A 16,004-nucleotide genomic window follows, 5' to 3' on the forward strand; every position below is an offset into this window, starting at 1 on the left:
GGGCTGAATGTCAGCCCGCCCAGCGTTTGAGGGCACGGCCGCCAGGCCGTATTTCAGCCCCGCCGGCGTTTGAGGCGCGGGGTCTGGGGCGGAGCCCCAGTTCGGGAAGGGGCGGGGTGGGGAACAGGCCCCGCGCAGCGGCCCCCGGCCACCCACGCAGCGGCCCCGGCCACCCCACACGGCGGCCCCCCGGCCACCCCAAGCAACAACCCCGCCCACCCCGCCCCGTGGTGGTTCAATGCCGCCATGAACACGACCGCCACTGACATCGACGTCCTCCGGGTCTTCTGCGCGGGGGACGGCCGCCACGGCAACCCCCTCGGCGTCGTACGGGACCCCCGTCACCACCCCGACGAGGCCTCCCGGCAGGCGCTCGCCAAGGAGCTCGGCTTCAGCGAGACGGTGTTCGTGGACGATCCGGAGCGCGGGTTCGTCGACATCTACACGCCGGGGGTGCGGCTGCCGTTCGCCGGATATCCGCTCATCGGCGCCGCCTGGCTGCTCGACCTGGAGGTCGTACGGCCGCAGGCGGGCGAGGTGTGGGTGCGCGGGGACGGGGAGTTCACCTGGATCGAGGCGCGCGCCGAGTGGGCGCCGCCGCGGACGCTGCGGCAGTTCGGCTCCGCCGCCGAGGTGGAGGCTCTCGACGTGCCCGAGCCGGGCGAGTGGGTCTACGCCTGGGCGTGGGAGGAGGAGGCCGCGGGCCGGATCAGGGCGCGGGGCTTCCCGGGGCGCGGTGACGGCATCGACGAGGACGAGGCGACGGGCGCGGCGGCGCTGCTCCTGACGGCGGAGCTCGGCCGGGCCCTGAACATCACGCAGGGCCGGGGTTCGCAGTTGCTCACTGCCCCCGGCCCTGACGGCATCGTGGAGTTGGGCGGACGGGTCCGCCTGGAGGGCACGCTCACGCGCTGAACCCTCACGCGCTGAGCGGGAACTCCGTACCCAGCTCGCGGAAGAGCGCGGTGTTGAAGGCGAAGGCGCGCTTGCACTCGTCGACGATCCGCTGCTTCTCCAGGTCGTCGGCGTTCACGCCGTCGAGCAGTTCGCGGTAGGCGCGCTTGAAGGCGGCGGGGTTGGTGATCTCGTCGAAGACGTAGAACCGGACGCCGTCGCCCTTGCGCGCGAAGCCCCAGGTCCGCTCCGCCTTGTCGCGGATGATCTGTCCGCCCGACAGGTCGCCGAGGTAGCGCGTGTAGTGGTGGGCCACGTACCCCGCGGGCCAGTCGCGGGCGCATTCGGCGACCCGCTCGGCGTACGCGACGGTGGCCGGCAGTGGCGAGACGGAGGCGCGCCAGTCCGGGCCGCGCAGGTGGGCGAGGTCCTGCTCCAGGGCGGTCGTGCGGAACAGCTCCGGCTGTATGAAGGGCCCGGCGACCGGGTCCTCGCGCAGGGCGTCGGCGCCCTCTTCCAGGGCGCGGTAGACGAACCAGAGCTGCTCGGTGTAGCGCGCGTAGGCGTCGACGGCCAGACGTCCGCCCAGCAGGTCGCCCATGAAGGACGACGTCTCCGCCTCCGTGTGCTGCTCGTGCGAGGCCGTACGGATGAGCGTGGAGAAGGGCGTGTCCAAGGCGTGCCTCCGGGACCGATGGGACGGGAACCAGTGACGATCCTGCCAAGTTAGGCTTGCCTAAGTCAACTGGTTCCCGACGTCCTGTCGGTAAAAAAGTACCCCGCGGACGGGTCAGGGCAACGTGAGGATTTCGGCCCCGTCCTCGGTCACCACGAGCGTGTGCTCGAACTGCGCCGTCCGCTTGCGGTCCTTCGTCACCACGGTCCAGCCGTCCTCCCACATGTCGTAGTCGTGGGTGCCGAGCGTCAGCATCGGCTCGATGGTGAACGTCATGCCGGTCTTGATCTCGGTGGTGTGGTGGGGGGAGTCGTAGTGCGGGACGATCAGGCCCGAGTGGAACGACGAGTTGATGCCGTGCCCGGTGAAGTCGCGCACGACGCCGTAACCGAAGCGCTTGGCGTACGACTCGATGACCCGGCCGATGATGTTGATCTGGCGGCCCGGCTTCACGGCCTTGATCGCGCGGTTGAGGGACTCCCGGGTCCGCTCGACGAGCAGCCGGGACTCCTCGTCGACGTCGCCGCAGAGGTAGGTGGCGTTGTTGTCGCCGTGGACCCCGTTGATGTACGCCGTGACGTCGAGGTTCACGATGTCGCCGTCGCGCAGCACCGTGGAGTCGGGGATGCCGTGGCAGATGACCTCGTTGACCGAGGCGCACAGCGACTTCGGGAAGCCGCGGTAGCCCAGCGTGGACGGGTAGGCGCCGTGGTCGCACATGTACTCGTGGGCGACCCGGTCGAGCTCGTCGGTGGTGACGCCCGGGGCGATGTGCTTGGCGGCCTCCTCCATCGCCCGGGCGGCGATGCGGCCGGCGATCCGCATCCGCTCGATGGTGTCGGAATCCTGCACCTCGGGCCCCGTGTACGGGGCCGGGGCGGGCTTCCCCACGTACTCGGGGCGGCGGATGGAGCCCGGGACGGAGCGGTGGGGGGAGAGCTCCCCCGGAACGAGAAGCGACTGGCCAGACATGCCAGCGAGTCTAACGACCGCGGGTGGGGCAGCATGGTGTCGGAGGAAGGAGCCGACGACGATGGCCCTGTTCAAGAAGCGCGCCTCGGGCAAGCCGGGCGAGTGGTACTACTGCCTGGAGCACAAGAAGGTCGAAGAGGGCCCCGAGTGCCCCGCGAAGAACCGGTTCGGCCCGTACACCACCCGGGAGGAGGCGGCCCACGCCATGGAGACCGCCCGCGAGCGGAACCTGGAGTGGGAGACGGACCCGAAGTGGCACGACGGGAAGTCTCCCGAGACCGGGACCGGGACCGAGACCGAGAAGTGAGACGAAGGGGCGCCGGAAGCCCTCGTACGGCTCGTACGAGACTCCTCCGGTCGCCCCTTCGGTCTACCGGCGGCCCGCGCCTCTAGGGCCTGTCCGGCGGATCATGGCCGGGGTCGCGGGGCGCCCTATCCGACCCTGATCCGCCGGACAGGCCCTAGCGCGCCGCCGCCTCGCGCTCCACGGCCTCCTGCTGGGCCTTGCGGCGCAGCGAGTCCTCGTCGGTCTCGGAGTCGTACGTGAGCAGCTTCGGCAGCGCGAGGCAGAGCAGGCCCACCGAGGCGACGCAGGCGACACCGCCCGACCAGACGGCCGCCCGGGTGCCGGTCCACCCCGCCGTGACGCCCGCCCGGAGCTGGCCCAGCTGCGGGCCCACGCTGTAGGAGAGCACCTCGATGCCGGCGAGGCGGCCGCGCAGCTCCTCCGGGATCGTCTGGTTCCAGATCGTGGAGCGGCCGAGCCCGCTCAGCATGTCGCCGGCGCCCGCGAAGGCCAGGCAGAGCAGGACCAGCCAGATGTTCCCGAACCAGCCCGCCGCCGCGATCGCCAGACCCCAGGAGGCGGCGCCCCCGGCCACGAGCAGTCCGTGGCGCCGGACCTTCGAGGTCCAGCCGCTGGTCAGGCCGAGCAGCAGCGAGCCGACCGACCCGGCCGCGTACATCAGGCCGAGGGCCCACACCGCGTCCAGCTCGTCCGCGAGGAACGGGAAGACCGCGTTCGGGAACGCGAAGAACATCGCGGCGAGGTCGATCGCGTACGTACCGAGCAGGACGGGCCGCGACCAGGCGTACCGGGCGCCCTCCGCGATGCCCCGCAGCGAGGGCTTCTCCGCGTCGTGCGCGGGCGGCGCGGGGGAGAGGCGCAGGCACATGAGGACGGAGACGGCGAAACCCGCGATCGTCACGGCGTAGGCCGGGGCGTGCCCGGCGAAGGCGACCACGAGTCCCGCGACCGACGGGCCGGCGATCGAGCCGATCTGCCAGCGCAGCGAGTTCAGGGCGGCGGCGGCCGTCTGGTGCTCGTGCGGCACGATCCGCGCGAGCAGCGAGTCGAGCGCGGGCCGCTGGAGCCCGGCGAGCGCGGAGACGCCGGCGGCGACCACGTACAGCGGCCACAGCATCGGCTCGGGCAGCAGCGAGTTCAGGAGCAGGAGCGCGGCGAGCGCCCCGAGCCCCGCCTCGGTCCAGATGATCACCTTCCGCCGGTCGACGGCGTCGGCGAGCGCGCCGCCGTACAGCCCGAAGACGACCAGCGGGACGAGTTCGACGGCCCCCATCGCGCCGACGGCGAGCGGCGAGTCTGTCAGGTCCTTGATCTGCAGAGGCAGCGCGACCATCGCCATCGCGCTGGCGAAATAGGTGACGAGCCCCTGGATCCAGAGAAGCCGGAAGTCGCGGGAGGCGCGCCAGGGCGCCAGGTCGGGGAGGAGGGAGGAAGGTGACACGAGGGGTCATGTTCCGGCCGGGGAGCGGGCCGGGGCAACCGAATATCGCGGCTCCGGTGGCTCCCCCCGGCATATGGCGGCTCCGGCGGCTCTCCCGCGGCTCCGGCGGCTCCCCCCGGCATATCGCGGCTCCGGCGGCTCTCCCGCTACCAGCGCGGCGGCGGTGGCGCCGTGAGGCGGTCGGCCAGCTCCGCGAGCCGGTCCTTGAACCGGCGGGGGCCCCGGGGCGACGGCAGGCTGTTCTCGCCGGCCGCCGCGCTCACCAGGTGCTGGACCGTGTCCAGGTCGACCTCGGCGCCCTCGGCGACCGTCAGCGTCTCGTGGGCGAGACCCCGCACCTCCGCGTCTCCGCCGTCCAGGGACAGCACGGTCGCCCCGGCCCTGCGGGCGTCGTGCACCCGCTGGAGCAGCCCCTCGTCGGGCCGCTGCGGGGCCACCATCAGCAGGGTCGCGCCGCGCCGTGCCGTCTCCAGGCGCTGGAGCCCGACCGCCAGGTGGGCCGGGTCGTCGGGCCGTACCCGGTGGCGTACGAGCGTGGGGGCGAGTTCCGGGGTCCCCGACCAGGCGGCCTCGTCGACGAGGTGCGCGGCGAGGTGCCAGGGCTCGTACTCCCTCGTGCCGACGAGCAGCAGCCCGCCCCGGTGCGGGACGACCGAGGTGCGCAGCGCGCCCGCGAAGCGGCGGGCGGCCCCCGGCCACTCCGTCCCGGCGAGCACCTCTCGCAGCAGCGCGACTCGTACGGCATCCATGAGGAGGCATCTTGCCCCAGCGCGGGAGGGTGCGCGGACGCTCCGGTGAGGTTCGCGCGGTACGAGTCGGGTCCCCGGACCCGACCGGTCGGTAATGTCGGGTCCATGACTTCCTCCAGCGACAGCACCGTCCCCGCCGCCCCGGCGGCCCCGGCCGCCGCGACCGCCCCCAAGGCGCCCGCCAAGGACCCGTGGGACCTCCCCGACGTCTCGGGACTCGTCGTCGGCGTCCTCGGCGGCACCGGCGAGCAGGGCCGCGGCCTCGCCTACCGCCTGGCCAAGGCCGGCCAGCGGGTGATCATCGGCTCCCGCGACGCCGGGCGCGCGGTGACCGCCGCCGAGGAGATCGGCCACGGAGTCGAGGGCGGCGACAACGCCGAGTGCGCGAGCCGCTCCGACATCGTGATCGTCGCCGTGCCGTGGGACGCGCACGCCAAGACGCTGGAGTCGCTGCGCGAGGAGCTCGCCGGCAAGCTCGTCGTCGACTGCGTCAACCCGCTCGGCTTCGACAAGAAGGGCGCCTACGCCCTCAAGCCCGAGGAGGGCTCGGCCGCCGAGCAGGCGGCGGCGCTGCTGCCGGACTCCCGGGTCACGGCCGCGTTCCACCACCTCTCGGCGGTGCTGCTCCAGGACACGTCCCTGGAGGAGATCGACACGGACGTGATGGTCCTCGGCGAGGAGCGCGCCGACGTCGAGATCGTCCAGGCGCTCGCCGGCCGCATCGCCGGCATGCGCGGCGTCTTCGCCGGCCGGCTGCGCAACGCGCACCAGGTCGAGTCGCTGGTCGCGAACCTGATCTCGGTGAACCGCCGCTACAAGGCGCACGCGGGCCTGCGGGTCACGGACATCTGAGAGACCGGTTCCGGCCCGGCGGCGGGCATGGGGGACACTGGACGGGCACCAGCAGCCGTACCCGGACAGGAGCCGTCCCCCATGCCCCGCCTCGCTCTCTACGCCCTCGTCGTCTGCGTCCTCGCCGTCGCGGCGGCGGTCGTCTCCTTCGTCCAGGGCAGCTTCCTCGGCGTGATCTGGGTGCTCCTGGCCGGTCTCTCCTCGAACATGGCGTGGTACTACGTCCGCCGGGCGAAGATCGAGAAGGCCGCCGCGGCGACGCAGTCCTAGACCTGGCAGAACTCGGGAGTCTCCTCCCAGAACCGGAACAGCTGCGATCCGCAGTACCGGCTGGCGCCGTCGACCCCGAGGGCCTGGAGCATCCCGTCGACGGCGTCGAAGAAGAACGCGTTGACCGACGGGACGAAGAGCAGCGCGATGACGACGAAGAAGCCGTAGGGCGCGTACGGCTCGATCTGGCGCTTGATCCTGTACGACAGCCAGGGCTCGACGACTCCGTAGCCGTCCAGGCCCGGCACCGGCAGGAAGTTCAGGATCGCCGCGGTGACCTGGAGGAACGCCAGGAACGCCAGGGCGAACCGGAAGGCGAGCGGTACGCCGTCGAGCGCACCCAGCCAGAACGGCGCCGTGCAGACGACCGCGAACAGGACGTTCGTGAGCGGCCCGGCGGCGGAGATCAGGCTGTGCTTCCAGCGGCCCTTGATCCGGCCCTGCTCGATGAAGACGGCGCCGCCGGGAAGACCGATACCGCCCATGATCACGAAGAGCACGGGCAGGATGACGCTGAGCACGGCGTGCGTGTACGCGAACGGGTTGAGCGTCAGGTAGCCCTTGGCCCCGACGGTGATGTCCCCGCCGTGCAGGGCGGTCCGGGCGTGCGCGTACTCGTGCAGACAGAGCGACACGATCCACGCGGACGTCACGAAGAGGAAGACGGCGAGCCCGGGGGAGGCGGCGAAGTCCGTCCACACCGCCCAGCCCGTGACGGCCATGACGGCGAGGATCGCGAGAAAGACGGGGCTGATCCGCCGCTCGTGGCGCCGTGCGGTGGCGGTGGACATCGGGGACTCCCGTAGGACGAGGACGTGACGACCGCCCAACGTACTGCCCCCACGAAGGAGTTCCACCCCCGCTGCTCCGGTCCCGCGGGCCGGTGTCCGCGACGGAGCGGCGGGCCCGGACGGCGGTGTCCGGGGGTGTCCGGGGGTGTCCGGGGAGTCGCGGAGAATGGGGGCGTGCGTTACTTCGTGCTCGGGGCGGCCGGCGCCCGGACTTCCGACGGCACCGACGTTCCCGTCGGCGGCCCCCGCGTCCGTGCCCTCCTCACCCTGCTCGCCCTCCGGCCCGGCCGTCCCGTCCCCGTCCCCGTCCTCGTGGACGGGATCTGGGGCGGCGACGACGAGCCGCCCGCCGACACCGTCGCCGCCCTCCAGGCCCTCGTCGGCCGTCTGCGCCGCACCCTGGGCCGTACCGCCGTCGTCTCCGCCGACGGCGGCTACCGCCTCGACGCCGCCCCCGACGACGTCGACGCCCACCGTTTCGAGCGGCTCACCCGCGAGGGCCTCGCCGCCGGGGAGCCCGCCCGTGCCGCCGCCCTCCTCGACGAGGCCCTCGGCCTCTGGCGCGGCCCCGCCCTCGCCGACCTGCCCGACCGGGGCCCCGAGGCGGCCCGCTGGGAGGCCCGCCGGCTCGACGCCCGCCGGGCCAGGCTCGCCGCCGCCCTGGACCTCGGCGACGCCGGGACCGCGCTCCCCGAGCTGATCCCCCTCTGCGAGGCCCACCCGCTCGACGAGCCCCTCCAGGCCCTCCGGATCCGCGCCCTGCGGGACACCGGCCGTGCCGCCGAGGCCCTCGCCGCGTACGAGGACGTCCGCCGCGCCCTCGCCACCCGGCTCGGCACCGATCCGTCCCCGGCGCTGCGGGCCCTTCAGGGGGAACTCCTGAACCCCGGCACGTCGGGCACGCCGGGCACGCCGGGCATGCCGAGTACGCCGGGCACGCCGGGGACCCTTCCCGCGCCGGACCGGCGAGCCGCGACCGCACCGGCGCCCTACCCCGGCGCCGCGCACCCGCCGGTATCTCCGGCCGTGCCCACGGCCGCGACCACGGCCTTGCCCTCGCCCCCGGCGGGGGCCCCGCTCGCCCCCGCTGCCCCGCGCGGCAACCTCCGTGCCCGCCTCACCAGCTTCGTCGGCCGCGACGAGGACATCGCCGCCCTCCAGGGCGACCTGCGCACCGCCCGGCTCGTCACCCTCCTCGGTCCCGGCGGCGCCGGGAAGACCCGTCTCTCCCAGGAGGCGGCGGAGCGCGGCGCCGGGGCCTGGCCCGACGGCGTCTGGGTCGCGGAGCTCGCGCCCGTCACCGACCCGGAGGCCGTCCCCGAGGCCGTGCTCGCCGCCGTCGGCGCCCGCGAGACCGTGCTGCGCGGCGCGGGCGCCGAGGAGCTCCGAGGCGGCGGCGACCCCGTCGCCCGGCTCGTCGAGCACTGCGCGGACCGCCGGATGCTGCTGATCCTCGACAACTGCGAGCACCTCGTCGCCGCCGCGGCCGAGCTCGCCGAGACCCTGCTCGCCCGCTGCCCGGGCCTCCGGGTGCTGGCGACGAGCCGGGAGCCCCTCGGCGTACCGGGGGAGGCGCTGCGCCCCCTCGGGCCGCTGCCCGCCGAGAAGGCGCTGCGGCTGTTCGGCGAGCGCGGGGCCGCGGTCCGCGCCGGGTTCCGCACCGGGGAGGACCCGGAGGCCGCGGCCGAGATCGTCCGCCGCCTCGACGGCCTCCCGCTGGCGATCGAGCTGGCCGCCGCCCGGCTGCGGATGCTGACCCCGCGCCAGATCGCCGACCGTCTCGACGACCGCTTCCGCCTCCTGACCTCGGGCGCCCGGACCGTCCTGCCCCGCCAGCAGACCCTGCGCGCGGTCGTCGACTGGTCCTGGGACCTCCTGGACGCCGGTGAACGCGCCGTCCTGCGCCGCCTGTCGGTCTTCACCGGCGGCTGCGACCTGGACGCGGCGGAGGCGGTCTGTACCGCGGCCCAGGACACCCCCGACGACGTGCTCGACCTCCTCGGTTCGCTCGTCGACAAGTCCCTCGTCGTCTCCGCCCCGGTCCCCGACGCTCCCGGCATGCGCTACCGCCTCCTCGAAACCGTCGCCGAGTACGCGGGCGAGCGGCTCGACGAGTCCGGCGAGCGGGCCGCCACCGAGCGCCGCCATCTCACGTACTACCGCGAACTCGCCCGCCGCACCGACCCCGAGCTCCGCTCCGCCGGGCAGGTCGAGGCCATGGCGCGGTTCGGGACCGAGTACGGGAACATCCGCACCGCCCTGCGGCGGGCCGTCGCCCTCCGGGACGAGGACGAGGCGCTCGTCCTCGTCCACGCCCTGCTCTGGTACTGGCAGATGCGCGACCTGCGCGCCGACGCCCTGCACTGGTCCAAGGCCGCCGCCGCCCTCGGCCCCGACCCGTTCGTCCCGCCCGCCGCTCCCGTCGTCCCGCTCCACGAACCGTGCACGGCCGCCCCGCCGCCGCTCTCCGAGGAGCAGCGCTGGGAGGCGCGGCGCGGGGTGCGGCTCGTCGAGCTGCTCAGCATGGACCACCAGACCGGGCGCTGGACCAGCCCCGAGGGCGTGCGGCGGCTGCGCGAGATGACCGCCGTGTACGAGCCCGGCCTGCCGCAGACCTGCCGGCTGCCCGGCTCCTTCGCCGTCTTCGCCGTCCTCATGATCGGCGAGGCCGGCCGGCTCCGCGAGGTCCTCGACACGACCGTCGACGCCTGCCGCCGGTACGGCTACGACTGGGAGCTCGCCAACGCCCTCCAGATGCGCGCCAACATGTTCGCCAACCGCGCCGACCTCGCGGGCGACGCGACCCTCGACGCCGACGAGAGCCTCGCGCTCTTCGTCCGCCTCGGCGACGCCTGGGGCGCGGCGGAGGCGCTCTCCTCCCGTGCCGAGGCCCGCGAGAAGCTGCTCGAATTCGAGGGTGCCGCCGAGGACTTCGCCGCCGCCATCGCGTACGCGGAGAAGATCGGCGCCCAGTCGCAGATGGCCCTCCTGCGGGCCCGGTACGCGGACATCCTCGTCGAGACCGGGCGGGCCGACGAGGGGGAGGCGATCCTCCGGGAGATCATCGAGGGCGGTCACGGCCGGGGCCACGAGCCCATGCTCGGTGCCCGTCTCTTCCTCGCCCACACGCTCGGCCGCAGCGGCCGGACCGCCGAGGCGAGGGAGCATCTCCTGCTGCTCCGGGAGGAGTTCGGCTCCGAGACGCTCTCCATCTTCGAGGGCTTCACCCTCGGTGCCCTGGCGTGGCTGGACGCGGTGGAGGGCGAGTACCGCACGGCTTTCGCGCTCGCCACGGAGGCGTACACACGCGCGCTCGGCGACCTGTCGCTGATGGTCGCCCCGCAGATGCCGGCGATCTACGCGGTCGTCGCCGCCTGGGCGCTCGCCGGTCTCGGCGGACCGTCCGCGCGGACCGCGGCGATCCTGCTCGGCGCCCGGGAGGGCCTGGTCCCGCCCGGCCATCTGCTGCCGCCGATGGAGCGGGAGAACCTTGCCACGGCCACGGAGCTGACCCGGTCGGCCCTCGGCGAGGCCGTCTTCGCCGAGGCGTACGCCGAGGGCGGCGGCCTCTCGATGGAAGAGACCGCCGCCCTGCTCGGCCGCGCCGCCGACGCGATCAGTGAGCGCGCCGAGTCATGACCCCCGTGAACCCGAACCCCTCCCGGGTCAGGTCTTCTTGCGGAACTTCGCCACCGCCAGCGGTGCCGTCACCACGGTGATGAGCGCCGCCCAGCCGAGCGTCATCCAGACCGAGTGCGCGACGGGACCGCCGTTGATCAGGTTCCGCGCCGCGTCGGCGAGGTTCGACAGCGGGTTGTAGTCGGTGAAGGTCTCCAGCCAGCCCGGCATCGTGGTCGTCGGCGCGAAGATCGACGAGCCGAACTGGAGCGGCATCAGGACGAGCATCGCCATGCCCTGCACGGCCTGGGCCGTCTTCAGGGTCAGACCGAGCAGGATGAAGATCCACATCAGCGAGGCGCCGAAGACCATCGACAGGCCGATGGCCGCGAAGAGGTTCCAGACCGAGGTGTGGATCTCCAGGCCGAGCAGGAAGCCCATGCCGAGCAGGATCGCGGTGGCGATCAGCATCCGGCCGACCTCGACGACGATCTTCGCGATGAGGACCGAGGAGCGGGCGATCGGCATCGTCCGGAACCGGTCCATGACCCCCTTCTTGAAGTCGTCGTTGATGCCGACTCCGACGGCCATCGCGATGTTCATGCCCATCATCGCCATCAGGCCGGGCGTCACGTAGTTGACGTACGCGTCGTTGTTGCCCTTGCCCGCGATCGCGCCGCCGAAGACGTACACGAACAGCAGGATGAAGATGATCGGCATCAGGACGGCGTCGAACATCGACTCCGGGTCCTGCTTGATCTGGAGGGCGTTGCGGCGGGCCAGGGCGCCGATGTGACGCAGGTTGGCCCGCAGGCCGATGCGGCCCTCGGCGGCGGGCGCGGGGCGCGGGGCCGGCGTGCCGACGGGGGACTTGCCGAGCGTGGTCGTGGTCGTGGTCGTGGTGGTGGTGCTCATGCGGCGACCTCCTCGTCGATCGCGTCGGAGACTCCGGCGTCGGCGGTCTTCTGGCCGGTGATCGCGAGGAACACCTCGTCCAGGCTGGGCAGATGGGTACCGATGTGCGCGATGCCGAAGCCGCGCGCGCCGAGCAGCGCGACGACGGCGGTCAGCTGCTCGTCGGCGAGGATCGGGACGTACAGCGCGCCCTCGTCGGGCACGACGGTCGATCCGGCGACGCCGTCGAGGCCCGTCTCGCGGAGCGCGGCGGCCATCGGGGCGAGCTGGCCGGGGTCGACCGGGCGGATCTTCAGGGTCCGGCCGCCGACCTTCGCCTTGAGCTCGTCGACACCGCCCTTCGCGATGACCTTGCCCCGGTCGACGACGGTCAGCTCGCTCGCGAGCTGCTCCGCCTCCTCCATGTACTGGGTGGTGAGCAGGACCGTGACGCCCTCGGAGACCATCCGCTGGACCTCGTCCCACACCTCGTTGCGGGTGCGCGGGTCGAGGCCGGTGGTCGGCTCGTCCAGGTACAGGACGGAGGGCTGCCCGATCATCGAGGCGGCGAGGTCGAGCCGGCGCCGCATGCCGCCGGAGTAGGTCATCGCGGGCCGCTTGGCGGCCTCGGTGAGCGAGAAGCGCTCCAGCATCTCGTCGGACCGGCGGCGGGCGTCGGCGCGCGAGAGGTCGAGCAGCCGCCCGATCATGTAGAGGTTCTCCCAGCCGGAGAGCTTCTCGTCGACGGAGGCGTACTGGCCGGTGAGGCCTATGGTCCGGCGCAGCTGGCGGGGGTGCTTCACCACGTCGAACCCGGCGACGGTGGCGGTCCCGGCGTCCGGGACGAGGAGGGTGGAGAGGCAGCGGACGAGGGTGGTCTTCCCGGCGCCGTTCGGCCCGAGGACGCCGAGGACGGTGCCCTCCCGCACGTCCAGGTCGACCCCGTCGAGGGCCTTGGTCGCGCCGAAGTGCTTCACGAGGCCCCGGACCTCGACGGCGTTGGTGTGTGATCGCGTCATGTCCACCAGTGGACCAGCCGCCACCGACAATCCCCCGACAGACGACCGACAGCCCGCCCACACGCGGTGTGGACGGGCTGTCGGGTCACGTCTCCACGACTAGTGGAAGGTGTGCTCCTCCGCCGGGAACTCGCCGCCGGCCACGTCCTCCGCGAAGGCGCGGGCCGCGTCGCCGAGCGTCTCGCGCAGGTTCGCGTACTGCTTGGTGAAGCGCGGGACCTTGCCGCCGGTCAGGCCGGCCATGTCGGTCCAGACGAGGACCTGCGCGTCGGTCGCGGCGCCCGCGCCGATGCCGATCGTGGGGATGTGCAGGGAGCGGGTGACCTCGGCGGCCAGCTCGGCCGGTACGAGTTCCAGGACGACGGCGAACGCGCCCGCGTCCTGCGCCGCCTTGGCGTCGCTGAGCAGCCGGTGCGCGGCCTCGTCGCTGCGGCCCTGGACCCGGTAGCCCATGGTGTTCACGGACTGCGGGGTGAGGCCGAGGTGGGACATGACGGGGATGCCGGCCTGGACGAGCAGCTCGGTCTGGGGCAGCGAGCGCTCGCCGCCCTCCAGCTTGACCGCGTGCACCCCGGCGTCCTTGATCAGCCGGGTGGCGTTGCGCAGGGCCTGGACGGGGCCCTCCTGGTACGAGCCGAAGGGGAGGTCGCCGACGACGAGGGCCCGCTTGGTGCCCCGGACGACGGCGGCGGAGAGGATGGTCATCTCGTCCATCGTGACCGGGACGGTGGTCTCGTAGCCGAGGTGACAGTTGCCCATCGAGTCGCCGACGAGGATCACGGGGATGCCGGCCTCGTCGAAGACGGACGCGGTCATCGCGTCGTAGGCGGTGAGCATGGGCCACTTCTCGCCGCGGACCTTGGCGGCGGCGATGTCGTGGACGGTGATGCGGCGCGTGCCCTTGCCGCCGTACAGCGCCTTGCTGCTGTCGGCGGTCGTCTTCTGGGCAGCCTGAAGCGTCATGGTGAACGGCTCCTTCGTCATCTCGAGGCGCCCTGACGGCGTCCCCGGACCACATCCATGGTGGCACTTCGCCGGGCGGGCGGGGAAGCGGGCCGAAGTGGCGCTGTTCACACCCCACCCATCCTCCGGTAACGCGGCGCAACGTAACGCGGTCCAACGTAAAGACTCGGCCAGGATTTTCGATACGAGACGGTCTCGTATCGAAAAGAGCCTAGGGTGGTGGCCATGTCGCAACAGTCCCACCCCGCACACCCCCGCCGCTGGGCGATCCTCGGCGTGCTCATGCTCAGCCTGTTGATCGTCGTCCTCGACAACTCGATCCTCAACGTGGCCGTCCGGACGATCGCCGCCCCCGCCCCCACCGGCATCGGCGCCACCCAGAGCGAGCTGGAGTGGTCGATCAACTCCTACACGCTCGTCTTCGCCGGCCTCCTCTTCACCTCCGGCCTCCTCGGCGACCGCCTCGGCCGCAAGAAGGTGCTGCTCTTCGGCATCACGGTCTTCGGCATCGGCTCCGCCCTCGCCGCCTTCTCCTCCACCCCCGGCGAGCTCATCGCCTACCGGGCCGTCATGGGCCTCGGCGCCGCCTTCGTCATGCCCGCGACCCTCGCGGTGCTCATGAACGTCTTCGAGCGCGACGAGCAGCCGAAGGCCATCGGCATCTGGGCCGGCAGCGTCGGCCTCGCCATCGCGATCGGCCCGATCACCGGCGGCGTGCTCCTCGACCACTTCTGGTGGGGATCGATCTTCCTCGTCAACGTCCCCGTCGTGCTGCTCGCCCTGGCCCTCATGGTCTGGCTGGTCCCGGACTCCCGCGACCCGAACCCGGGCCGGATCGACATCCCCGGCGTACTGCTCTCCGTCCTCGGACTCGTCCTCCTCGTGTACGGGATCATCCGCGGCGGCGAACTCGCGAGCTTCACCGACCTCACGGTCCTCGCCCCGGCCCTCGGCGGCCTCGCGGTCCTCGTCCTCTTCGTCCTGCACGAGCGGCGCAGCGACCACCCGGCGATCGACATGGCCTACTTCAAGCGGCCCGCGTTCTCGGCGGCCGTCGCCGCCATCGCGCTCGTCTTCTTCGCGCTCATGGGCGTGACCTTCTTCTCCGCCTTCTACCTCCAGAGCGTGCGCGGCTACAGCGCCCTGCAGTCCGGCCTCCTGATCCTGCCGCTCGCCGTCGCCCAGATGGTCTTCGCGCCCCGGGCCCGGCTCGTCGTCGACCGCTTCGGCGCCCGGGCCGTCTGCACGGCCGGCATGCTGCTCGTCACCGTCGGCCTCGCCGCCTTCGCGTTCTTCGACGCGTCGACCCCGATCTGGGTCATGGAGGTCGTCTTCTTCCTCCAGGGCATGGGCATGGCGCACATCATGCCGCCGGTGACGGTCGCGATCATGCAGGCGCTGCCCCGCGAGAAGGCCGGCTCCGGCTCCGCCATCAACAACACCTTCCGGCAGGTCGGCGGCGCGATGGGCGTGGCCGTCCTCGGCTCGGTGCTCTCCTCCACGTACCGCGGGGAGATCGAGGGGCACCTCGGCGGCGTCCCGGCGGCCCTGCGGGACACGGCCGGCGAATCCATCGAGGGCACCCTCGCGGTCGCCGAGAAGCTCGGCCCGGCCGGCCGTGACCTCCTGGCCCCCGCGTACGACGCCTTCCTCGACGCCATGCACGTCACCGCCGTCGCCTCGGCCGCCATCGCCCTCGCCGGGGCCGTGGTCGTGGCGGTCTTCCTCCCCGGCGGCAGGCCGCAGGCGCCCGCCGGCGCGCCCGCGGCGGACGAACGGCGGGGCTCGGTGCCCGCGCCCGGCGCGGAGGCGGGAGAATCGGCCCGTCGATAGACGGGCCGACGGGACACCGTACGGGCGAGGGACGGACGAGAGGCGGAGCAGGCGTGTCGCTGCACGACGGCGGGGGCCAGGCCCCCCGGAACGACGACGGGGCCCCCGCCCCGCGCCGAGGCCGCCCGCGCAGCGAGGCCGCCGAGCAGGCCATCTTCGACGCGGCCGTCGCCCTCCTGGAGGAGGGCACCCCGCTCGCCGAGATCTCCATCGAGAAGCTCGCCCGCACGGCCGGCGTCGGCAAGGCCACCATCTACCGGCGCTGGTCCGGCAAGGAGGAGCTCTTCGTCGACCTCCTCCGCTCCGTGGAACTCCCGGACCCGGTGCTCCCCGGCACCTCGGTCCGGGACGACCTCGTCACCCTCCTGGAGTCCATCCGGCAGCGCGGACTCGCCAAGCGGACCTCCGCCGTCCTCCACCACGTCTTCGCGGAGATGCAGTTCTACCCGAAGCTGTACGAGGCCTACCACCGCACCGTCATCGAGCCGCGCCGCCGCCTCGGCCTCGACGCGGTGCGGCGCGGGATGGAACGCGGCGAGATCCGCGACGACCTCGACGTCGAGCTCGTCAACGACCTCTTCACCGGCCCGCTCCTGCTCCGTACGGTCATCCGCCCCGGCAGCACCCTGGAGCCCGGCCTCGCCGAGGCCGTCGTCGACACCGTCCTCGACGGCCTCAGGCCCCGCGCCTGACGTCTCGCGTGAGATCGAGCACTCGTACCTGAC

General features: G+C 73.0%; 15 protein-coding genes. 7 read left to right on the forward strand and 8 right to left on the reverse strand.

Annotated elements, in window-relative coordinates:
- Positions 1-246: 246 nt before the first annotated feature.
- A complete protein-coding gene (locus ACFC0Z_RS21745; protein ID WP_376440349.1) occupies positions 247-915 on the forward strand; it encodes a PhzF family phenazine biosynthesis protein in 669 nt (222 codons plus the stop codon).
- 4 nt (positions 916-919) lie between these two features.
- On the opposite strand, the gene ACFC0Z_RS21750 is transcribed toward ACFC0Z_RS21745, so the two are convergent.
- Positions 920-1,570, reverse strand: a complete 651-nt coding sequence (locus ACFC0Z_RS21750; RefSeq protein ID WP_376440352.1) for a heme oxygenase (biliverdin-producing) — start codon at positions 1,568-1,570, stop codon at positions 920-922.
- Between the two features lie 114 nt (positions 1,571-1,684).
- The gene (map, locus tag ACFC0Z_RS21755) at positions 1,685-2,542 is read right to left on the reverse strand and encodes a type I methionyl aminopeptidase (protein WP_376440355.1); all 858 of its coding nucleotides are present in this window, start codon (positions 2,540-2,542) and stop codon (positions 1,685-1,687) included.
- A 61-nt stretch (positions 2,543-2,603) separates the two neighbouring features.
- Between map and ACFC0Z_RS21760 the strand changes: the two genes are divergently transcribed.
- Positions 2,604-2,849 carry a hypothetical protein gene (locus tag ACFC0Z_RS21760; protein WP_376440358.1) on the forward strand — a complete coding sequence of 82 codons (246 nt, stop codon included), beginning with the start codon at positions 2,604-2,606 and terminating at the stop codon, positions 2,847-2,849.
- 154 nt (positions 2,850-3,003) lie between these two features.
- Here the strand turns inward: ACFC0Z_RS21760 and ACFC0Z_RS21765 are convergent, their stop codons facing one another.
- Both ACFC0Z_RS21765 and ACFC0Z_RS21770 read right to left on the reverse strand, forming a co-directional pair.
- Positions 3,004-4,290, reverse strand: coding sequence for an MFS transporter (locus tag ACFC0Z_RS21765; RefSeq protein WP_376440361.1), 1,287 nt, complete (start codon positions 4,288-4,290; stop codon positions 3,004-3,006).
- A gap of 146 nt (positions 4,291-4,436) precedes the next feature.
- Positions 4,437-5,039 (reverse strand): hypothetical protein, encoded by a 603-nt coding sequence (locus ACFC0Z_RS21770; protein ID WP_376440364.1) that lies wholly within the window; start codon positions 5,037-5,039, stop codon positions 4,437-4,439.
- Between the two features lie 105 nt (positions 5,040-5,144).
- Between ACFC0Z_RS21770 and npdG the strand changes: the two genes are divergently transcribed.
- Both npdG and ACFC0Z_RS21780 read left to right on the forward strand, forming a co-directional pair.
- Positions 5,145-5,891, forward strand: coding sequence for an NADPH-dependent F420 reductase (gene npdG / locus ACFC0Z_RS21775; protein WP_376440366.1), 747 nt, complete (start codon positions 5,145-5,147; stop codon positions 5,889-5,891).
- A gap of 27 nt (positions 5,892-5,918) precedes the next feature.
- On the forward strand, positions 5,919-6,161 hold the full coding sequence (locus tag ACFC0Z_RS21780; RefSeq protein ID WP_376440369.1) for a hypothetical protein: 243 nt from the start codon (positions 5,919-5,921) through the stop codon (positions 6,159-6,161).
- On the opposite strand, the gene ACFC0Z_RS21785 is transcribed toward ACFC0Z_RS21780, so the two are convergent.
- Positions 6,158-6,952, reverse strand: a complete 795-nt coding sequence (locus tag ACFC0Z_RS21785) for a site-2 protease family protein (protein ID WP_376440372.1) — start codon at positions 6,950-6,952, stop codon at positions 6,158-6,160. The genes ACFC0Z_RS21780 and ACFC0Z_RS21785 overlap by 4 nt on opposite strands.
- A gap of 174 nt (positions 6,953-7,126) precedes the next feature.
- On the opposite strand from ACFC0Z_RS21785, the gene ACFC0Z_RS21790 reads away from it, so the two are divergent.
- Positions 7,127-10,591 carry a BTAD domain-containing putative transcriptional regulator gene (locus ACFC0Z_RS21790; protein ID WP_376440374.1) on the forward strand — a complete coding sequence of 1,155 codons (3,465 nt, stop codon included), beginning with the start codon at positions 7,127-7,129 and terminating at the stop codon, positions 10,589-10,591.
- A gap of 27 nt (positions 10,592-10,618) precedes the next feature.
- On the opposite strand, the gene ACFC0Z_RS21795 is transcribed toward ACFC0Z_RS21790, so the two are convergent.
- The 3 genes from ACFC0Z_RS21795 to panB form a co-directional block, all read right to left on the reverse strand.
- A complete protein-coding gene (locus tag ACFC0Z_RS21795) occupies positions 10,619-11,485 on the reverse strand; it encodes an ABC transporter permease (RefSeq protein ID WP_376440376.1) in 867 nt (288 codons plus the stop codon).
- Entirely contained in the window at positions 11,482-12,483 is a 1,002-nt protein-coding gene (locus ACFC0Z_RS21800; RefSeq protein WP_376440379.1) for an ATP-binding cassette domain-containing protein, read from the reverse strand. The genes ACFC0Z_RS21795 and ACFC0Z_RS21800 overlap by 4 nt, the downstream gene beginning before the upstream one ends.
- Positions 12,484-12,582: 99 nt before the next feature.
- Positions 12,583-13,446, reverse strand: coding sequence for a 3-methyl-2-oxobutanoate hydroxymethyltransferase (gene panB, locus ACFC0Z_RS21805; protein WP_376440382.1), 864 nt, complete (start codon positions 13,444-13,446; stop codon positions 12,583-12,585).
- Positions 13,447-13,671: 225 nt separating this feature from the next.
- Between panB and ACFC0Z_RS21810 the strand changes: the two genes are divergently transcribed.
- Together ACFC0Z_RS21810 and ACFC0Z_RS21815 are read left to right on the forward strand one after the other, a co-directional pair.
- Positions 13,672-15,279 carry an MFS transporter gene (locus tag ACFC0Z_RS21810; RefSeq protein ID WP_376440385.1) on the forward strand — a complete coding sequence of 536 codons (1,608 nt, stop codon included), beginning with the start codon at positions 13,672-13,674 and terminating at the stop codon, positions 15,277-15,279.
- A 53-nt stretch (positions 15,280-15,332) separates the two neighbouring features.
- Positions 15,333-15,971, forward strand: a complete 639-nt coding sequence (locus ACFC0Z_RS21815; RefSeq protein WP_376440388.1) for a TetR/AcrR family transcriptional regulator — start codon at positions 15,333-15,335, stop codon at positions 15,969-15,971.
- Positions 15,972-16,004 lie beyond the last annotated feature (33 nt).

The organism is Streptomyces sp. NPDC056144, assembly GCF_042264145.1.
Lineage (GTDB): Bacteria > Actinomycetota > Actinomycetes > Streptomycetales > Streptomycetaceae > Streptomyces.